Origin of the sequence: Paraburkholderia sp. SIMBA_054, from assembly GCF_046534875.1 — a bacterium.
GTDB lineage: Bacteria > Pseudomonadota > Gammaproteobacteria > Burkholderiales > Burkholderiaceae > Paraburkholderia > Paraburkholderia hospita.
Window position 1 is genome coordinate 1 of the sequence record NZ_JAWRXV010001264.1, and the last position, 252, is coordinate 252.

A 252-nucleotide genomic window follows, 5' to 3' on the forward strand; every position below is an offset into this window, starting at 1 on the left:
GGGGAAGATTGGAAGTGGGCGATTGATTCTGTTCGGAAATTGACAAAAAAAGCAGAAGAATTGGATATTATACTTGTAATTGAGCCTTTAAACAGATATGAGAGTTGTATTGTTAATACAGGAGCCCAGGGTGTAGATTTTGTTGAAGAAATCAATCATCCAAAAGTAAAAATGTTGCTCGATTCATACCATATGAATATCGAAGATCCAGATCTTGAGTCGCCTTTTTTGAATGCAGGTAATAAATTGCAT

At 35.3% G+C, this 252-nt stretch carries 1 protein-coding gene; it reads left to right on the top strand.

Annotated elements, in window-relative coordinates; genetic code table 11:
* Positions 1-252 (top strand): TIM barrel protein (locus tag SB822_RS59160; protein WP_410859383.1); only part of this gene is annotated, 252 nt, incomplete at both ends.